Source organism: Gilliamella sp. Pas-s27 (genome assembly GCF_009795865.1).
In the GTDB taxonomy this organism is placed as follows: domain Bacteria; phylum Pseudomonadota; class Gammaproteobacteria; order Enterobacterales; family Orbaceae; genus Gilliamella.
This window is the reverse complement of the sequence record NZ_WTEW01000041.1, coordinates 1-6,624: the sequence shown is the minus strand read 5'-3', so window position 1 is coordinate 6,624 and position 6,624 is coordinate 1. Positions and strand designations below refer to the sequence as shown.

The following is a 6,624-nucleotide window of genomic DNA, read 5'->3' as shown; positions in this document are numbered from 1 at the left end:
GAAAGACCGCATTACCATCGCTGTCGGTTTTTCCTTCCGGCCAATATTGAATTGCGCAAATCACTTCAAACTCACCATTTACTCGACCTAATAATTGGTTAATTCCAAATAGACCAATATTAGGTGCTTTAGGCTCAGACGACGTTGCATCGGTATTGGCTTGGGTGGTGGTGTTGTCCTTTTCATCTTCTTCATAAGGATCTGTTTTTACCGCAATATCAATTGTTTGTTGCATTTTGTACCAAGTTTCTAATGCTTGATTTGGTTTATCGGGGTCAGCTTTCAAATAATCATACCTTTCTTGCTTTTTGTCCCTTACCATATTTTCATTCACTAGTTTAAAACATTTGGTGTTACATTGAATCGGCTGAACAGTTAATTCCTCACTGCCATGACTAACCTGCAAAATAGTATCGAATTGCTCACCGCGATGGCGGATGGTGATCTCGCCTTCAAATGTTGCTTTATCTTCGACAAAATCGGGTAACTGCATCACTAAATGTAACTTGTACGGTAGAGCGTTTTGGGGGGTGTTTATGATATCAATCACTTCGCTTTGATCATCGGATCCCCAGACTATGCCATTTATGCCATTAACTTTATAGGGTGGTGCTTTATCTTTATTTTTTTTACCTTCATCGATCAGTTCACGAATTTGAACCTCGTAATGTGCGGTTCGACAAAATCCTTTGCGCGAAGCAAGGTAAAAATCCTGTTCGGATAAATAGTTACCCGTATCGCTAATGGGATAAGGCGGATACAAGTCATTGCGAGCAAATTTACCAAAAATTGAGCGGTTGATCCATTTGTCCATTTCGTCCCAGTTACTGCCGTCGTCATAAGTACCAAATAGAAAGTTGATCACAAATGGTGCTAAAAACAGCACGATTACCCACGGGGCGGCAATGCCCAATGCAATGCTTAGCCCAGCTGCAGCAAACCCAATGGTTGAGCTTATCATAAATCCTACTGCACCGGGATCACCACGGGTTACGGCATTCATTGAGCGACATAGATCCCCAAAACTGTCGATTATGGCAATGGATTTAGCCGCATAACCTAATACTTTGCCAGCTTTACCAATTTTACCAAGTAAATCTGTAAGTGTTTTGTCGCGCTCGCCAAACAGTGCTTTTAGTTTTATGCCATCAAGAATGGCATAAGATGCAGTTAAAGCGATATCAAGATACGTTCTTAATAATGCTCTTGAAACTTTGTCGATAAATGCGGAATCCGTTAATGTATTCAAATTAGTTTTCAAACCATTAATTTGTAGGTATTGATAAGCAAGTGTAAAGACATTCATAGCGCTAGATACTGACGTATCATACACTGCTGTACGCCATTTTTTTTCTGCATTATATTTAGCTGTGTTTAGTTGTTCATAATCAACTAGGTGGGCATCTTTGAATTTATCTACATTAGCATTACCTCGACTAGTGTTCATTGATTTTTCAAACATTGCCCGTTCACCTTCATTGCTAAATGTCAGTAACATATCTAATTCAACATATGTTTTTTTTGCCTTAGCTATGTCTCGTTTTTTAAGTTTAAATCTTTCTTGCGTTGACGAATAGTTCCCGCGGATACGAGCACCATCGGTGGTTATTAGGTTGCCATTATTACTTTGAGCATACACAACCTGTGATGAACTACCAAGATTATCTAAAAATTTTTGTAGATTGGATACTGGCACTTTTACTTTATATTGTTTATGAGTTGCCGTTGTAAACATATTCATTGCTTTAATCAAGTGAGTATCAACCACAGCGACATTAAGGTTATAAGTATTATTATTAGAAAGGATTTTGGCGATATTACTCATTGATAATTTGATCAGTTCTTCTTTTATATAAGCCCCGACTGTTACATTACCGTTAAGCTTTAAATTCAAGATTTGTTTGATTCTTTTGATATTCTTTTTAGCACCCGACAAAGGATTATTGACTTTGGTGTTTCCTTTTGTTATTCCTTTACTGCGATTAGCTAAAATCTTTTTAACATCTTGCGTTAACTGCTTATCGGCTTCCGGTATATTTCCTGATGCAACATTAAACAGTGAATAAGCACCTTCATAGCCCTCGATTAAATAATGATAAATACTGTTTTCATTGTTTATCAGCATTGACCATAGCTTGTCTTGCTTATCTAAATAAAAGTTGCCGACAGAATCATTATCTAAAATAATCAGCAAACTTGATAGCACTAGAATATGCTGGTCAGAGGTATCGGGATCACATTCGGTTAACCAAAAAGGAACGGTGTTTTGCTCACCAAATAACCATAATAAATATGTAAAATAATCTTCTGATACTTGTTCAACATAGGTTAATAAATTTTGGTAAAGGGTTTTATCTAACGCTTTATATTTGACTATTGATTCGTTATTAAGACGCTCTGATTCTTTATCATCCCAGTTTTTATCCCTTTTCCATTCGGAAACTTTGTCTTTAGCATTGGGATATTTGACAACCACAACATCATAACCCTCTATTGTGCGTAATTTTTTCTCAGTTTGATAAATAGCTAAAATGTCTTTTTTTTGCTTATCTGAGATATTAATAACTTCATAATCACCTAGTGGGGGAGCATCATCTACTTGAGCACCACTTATACTGATCTCGCTGATAAATCTAAAATAAAAAAAACAAGCAACTTTATTTAAAAATGCTTTATATGCTGGTATAGGTATTGTAAATTTATTTTCGATCGCAAATTCAGTATCACCCACCACATCTAATACAAAAATTTTATCCAATAAGTCCTGACCATTATCCCCTTTATAAAGCTCAGTTTTTAGCACTAACTTTGCCTCTTGTTCGGCATATCTTTTTAAATCTTTATTATAAGAACCATTTGGTTGATAAAAGGCAAATAAAATACAATCTGATGCATCTTCTATTTGGTTATTCAGTTTTAGTATATCTTTATAATTTTCAATACTATTATATTGGTTGCGCGCATAGCTGGTTTCGGGTTTAAAGTAAAGAAAGGGGTGCCCTGATGCATGGTTTTGTTGTTTAGTAAAATAATCTTCAATGGCTTTTGTCCTTTTACCGACTAAATTAGCCATAATTGCTGGGATTTTATTTAGATATTTGTTAATTAACCATTGTTGCGTTGGTAATGCAAAGTCCAATACTTTAAGATTTTCATACACCGCTTTATACTGCTGGTTATACCGAAGATCTAAAATATTTTCTTCATAAAATGATTTAATAATATCTGGATCAATATCACCACCTAGCTGTGTTAATTCTTCAAGAATAATATCTTTGGTGGTTTTTCCCAAATTTTTCCTTAGCCTTTTTTGAATCGCAATCGCTTGCTCTTGGCTTCGGCCAGCAAGCCCATTAATTACTGGTGCTAATAACTGTCTTCGTTGTACCGATAGCTCTTCAGCTAAACCTAAATTGTCTTCAATCAATATTACGCCAATTTCATCAGTTTGGTAATTTGAATTTGCTCGTGCTTCACCTTGGTAACCCTTTATCGTCTTTTTAAAACTTTCATTCAGCCCACCAGCTTCCTTTTTTAGCGAGTTAAAATGGCTAGCAGTACAAAAAAGATGTTTAAAATAATGAAGTACATCTGATGTGCTACTGCTTATGATTTTGTTTAAATCGACGTCTTTAGTATAAAAAACTCCTTTGCCTATCGCTTTGTCAATGGGGGTGTTTAATGAAGTAGATTCTTTTGTTAATTTAGCTCGATAATCTTTTTGTTGTTCTTCATCAAAATAATCAAGCACCTCTTTATTACTACATTCTATTTCAACTAGATAACGTTTTATGGAAGTTACTTTGGTATCATCACCATTTTGTTCTGTGCCATTTGTTTCACTAGCTTTGGATTGATGCGACGTTTTTGCCTGATTATCACCGGCTTTACGGATAAAATCATTAAACGAAAAACTTCTTTGCCCTTTTGAAACAGCCATCTCTGTAGGATTAGTCTTGGTTAAATCAACAACGGTAAAACGTTCATCTCGTTTCTCTTCGTTTTTACGATAAAATTCAATGACGTCTTTATCCCAACGACAAGGGCTATAGGCTATCCACGCTTTATCATAAATTTTATTATCTAATGTAATAAATTTCGCTTTAAACTGATGCCCCTCCGTAACGCAAGATGATGGTAGTTCTTTGGGTCTTGATCCTTTGATATCTCTTAACTCTCTCAACCGAAAAGCACCTGAATGAGTGACTACAAAAGCTTTCACTTTTAATAGATTAAGATCCGTTCCCTCCCAATCTTTAACTGATTTATTCTTTTGTAGCAAAATATAGACGTACCCTTCTCTTAACGTTCGGTAGGCATATTTAAAATGCTTTAGCGTTTCTGTAGGTTCTCGATCGCCTAGCGCTAACATGCCTTGATCCCATTTGATACCTTTAAAATTTTTAGGCACAATACTTTTTCGAACTAAAAAAAGTGGAAAACCCAATCGCTCGCAAGCACCACATTTACCATTGCTCAATTTCATATTTTCTGCGGCTTCATTAATTAGCTCAGGAGTAATTTTAGGCGGCTCTTGATTTGTTTCAATGCTGTCGTCTTTGAATTCAGAATTATTGTTTTTTCTGTCTTTGTTACTAGTATCCATTTCATTTTTCCTTATTTTTGTTATTTTTCAATAATGCTTGGAATGTTGAATTGATGGCTAAAAATCGCTCTGATAATATTCCTGGCGACTGCAAAACCACATCGTCAATAATGGCTCTGATTTCTTCATGTTGTTGTAGATCACCATACTGCATGGAATAAAATACATAGATCGTTCTGTCTTTAATGTCTGTTAAGCCAAGTAAGCTTGCAGTATAGTAATGCTCTATTAATATTATTAAATCATTTTCACTAACGTTTTGATTAATTTCTTCTTTGATGTCATACCAATTAACATATAGCCTAAATAAATTGTTAGATTCATTCTGAAAAAAACGCATTTTAGGTGGCAAACTTGATGGTAGTAACTGATTATCTTTATTTGGTTTGATTACTCTTAATTTTTGTTGTATATCAATATAATAGTAAGTTAAGTTTGTTGGGAAAAATACATTTATCCAATTTGGATCGGTTAGATGGCTATCTTGTAAAAGTTGCATTCTAAACGGTTCATAAAAGGGTACAAACCGCATTGAACACATTTCACCCAATATTAAACCTATTTTAGGTAACCATTCTGCAATTTCATCAATCGCTTGTTGTGCTACAAGCCAACCACAAACATACGGTTTGGTGGTTAAAAAATCTTCGCCAACTTGAACTATTGAGGAAAATAATAGATCTGCATTGACATCTTGATTAGGGTGACCAATACAAACTAAATGAGGACAAGACGTTAATTCATGCAATAACTCAGGACGCTTAACCACCGCAATATCTTTTAGCGGTAAAAGTTGTTTTAACTGTTGTGGATAAAGTTCGCTTAATTCACTGGTTACACCAAGCATATCAATTAATAAATAACGATAGTATTTTTTGTTTTCTTCACTATTTAGCTGTTCTTGTAATGTATTCACTATATTGTCTCCGAGCATTCGCTGCCTTTTGGTAATTCAACTTCTGGTATTTGATAATTTGAAGGTCCTAATATGCGAAAGCTAGCAGATTCAATCTGAACATCACCCGGTGCTAGCATTTTTATACCGCCATTTTCTATCACAATAGCAACATCATCACACGCCAATATGAGTTTTTTCTTGGCCGATATAATCACTTCACTGTCGGTACTGGTAATTGTCATATTCTGTTTTGAACTTAATTGTATTTCATCATTTTGTGCCTGTATCTCAACATTGCCCTGCGAGGCAAATAGCTTTATGCCCATTTTGTTGGCAAATAGACTTATCATATTGCCCGCAGTTACCATAAAGCGTTTAAATGCACTAACATCAATCGTGTTTTGTGCTGTCTGGATGATGTTTTCTCCTGCGGTGTGCTGGATTGAACTTGGGGTAACGTCAGCCATACCAGCCGGTGCGTAAGTCAGTATTCCTGATTGTTTTAGTTCTTTTAAGCTTTGTTCAAATAGTTGTTTTTGGGTTTGTAAGTCAGCCAGTTCTGCTTTGGCTGCTTCGGCTAATTCGTTAAGCCTTTTAACCATTTCGCTAGCTTGTAAAAGTTCTTTAACCGCATTATCCATTTGCAGTTGTATATTGCCCGCCTGTGTTTGCTCTTCGCTAGTGATATACAGCCCTTTACCAGCCCTTATCGCTCCCCAATCATCAGTGCGTAGCTCAAATCCCTCTCCGCGCTCGTCTTTGTTTTGGTTAACTAAGTGACCTAAATTAAGTTGGCTTTTGCCGTATTCGGTCGCCAGTTTAATGTGCTCTTGCCCCCGTTTGTCATCCATGCGCAGTTTGTTGTTGGCCGGTGTGCGAATCACATTGCGGTGTTTGTTGATAGCAGTCACAAGGTCAGGATGCGCACTGTCATGCATGGCATGGGCAATATACGGCCTATCGGGGTTGCCGTTCATAAAGGCAATGGCCACTTCCGTCCCGTCAATTAACGGAAAGTGAAAGCCATAGGTGCTACCGGCATACGGCTTGGCTAAACGCACCCAAAGGCTTTCTTCGCCCTTTTTCCACGTTTTTAAGTCAAAGTTAAATTTAACACGGT

At 36.4% G+C, this 6,624-nt stretch carries 3 protein-coding genes; all 3 read right to left on the bottom strand.

Annotated features, from left to right (window positions below; all coding sequences use genetic code 11):
* The coding region (locus GQ589_RS11095) for a toxin VasX (RefSeq protein ID WP_202115089.1) at window positions 1-4,606 on the bottom strand (4,606 nt) is incomplete at its 3' end.
* 1 nt (window position 4,607) lies between these two features.
* Complete coding sequence (locus GQ589_RS11090; RefSeq protein ID WP_160412393.1) at window positions 4,608-5,522, bottom strand: hypothetical protein; 915 nt, start codon at window positions 5,520-5,522, stop codon at window positions 4,608-4,610.
* Window positions 5,522-6,624, bottom strand: a 1,103-nt coding sequence (locus GQ589_RS11085) for a type VI secretion system Vgr family protein (RefSeq protein WP_160426201.1), incomplete at its 5' end; no start/stop codon positions are given. The genes GQ589_RS11085 and GQ589_RS11090, both read right to left, overlap by 1 nt.